1 protein-coding gene is annotated in these 597 nt (G+C 63.1%); it reads left to right on the forward strand.

The window, feature by feature from the left end; all coding sequences use genetic code 11:
* Window positions 1–597 (forward strand): thiamine pyrophosphate-binding protein (locus tag AC5RT3_RS20620; RefSeq protein ID WP_494125112.1); only part of this gene is annotated, 597 nt, incomplete at both ends.

A 597-nucleotide genomic window follows, 5' to 3' on the forward strand; every position in this document is an offset into this window, starting at 1 on the left:
TCTGACCAGCAGGTCTGGGCGTTCCTGGGCGACGGCGAAATGGACGAGCCCGAATCCCGCGGCCTGCTCCAGCTCGCCGCGAACGAGAACCTGGACAACCTGAACTTCGTGATCAACTGCAACCTCCAGCGCCTGGACGGGCCGGTGCGCGGCAACGGCAAGATCATGCAGGAACTCGAAGCGTTCTTCCGCGGCGCGGGCTGGAACGTGATCAAGGTCGTCTGGGGCCGGGAATGGGATGACCTGCTCACCCGCGACACCGACGGGTCGCTGGTGAAGATCATGAACGAAACCCCCGACGGGGACTACCAGACCTACAAGGCCGAGTCCGGCGGGTTCGTCCGCGAACACTTCTTCGGCAAGGACCCCCGCACCAAGGACCTCGTCGCCGACCTCACCGATGACCAGATCTGGAACCTCAAGCGCGGCGGCCACGACTACCGCAAGGTCTACGCCGCGTACAAGGCAGCCACCGAATTCAAGGGCAAACCCACCGTCATCCTCGCCAAAACCGTCAAGGGCTACGGACTCGGACCCCACTTCGAAGGCCGCAACGCCACCCACCAGATGAAAAAACTCACGCTGGATGACCTGAAG

It is taken from the genome of Arthrobacter sp. Y3221159 (assembly GCF_059089885.1).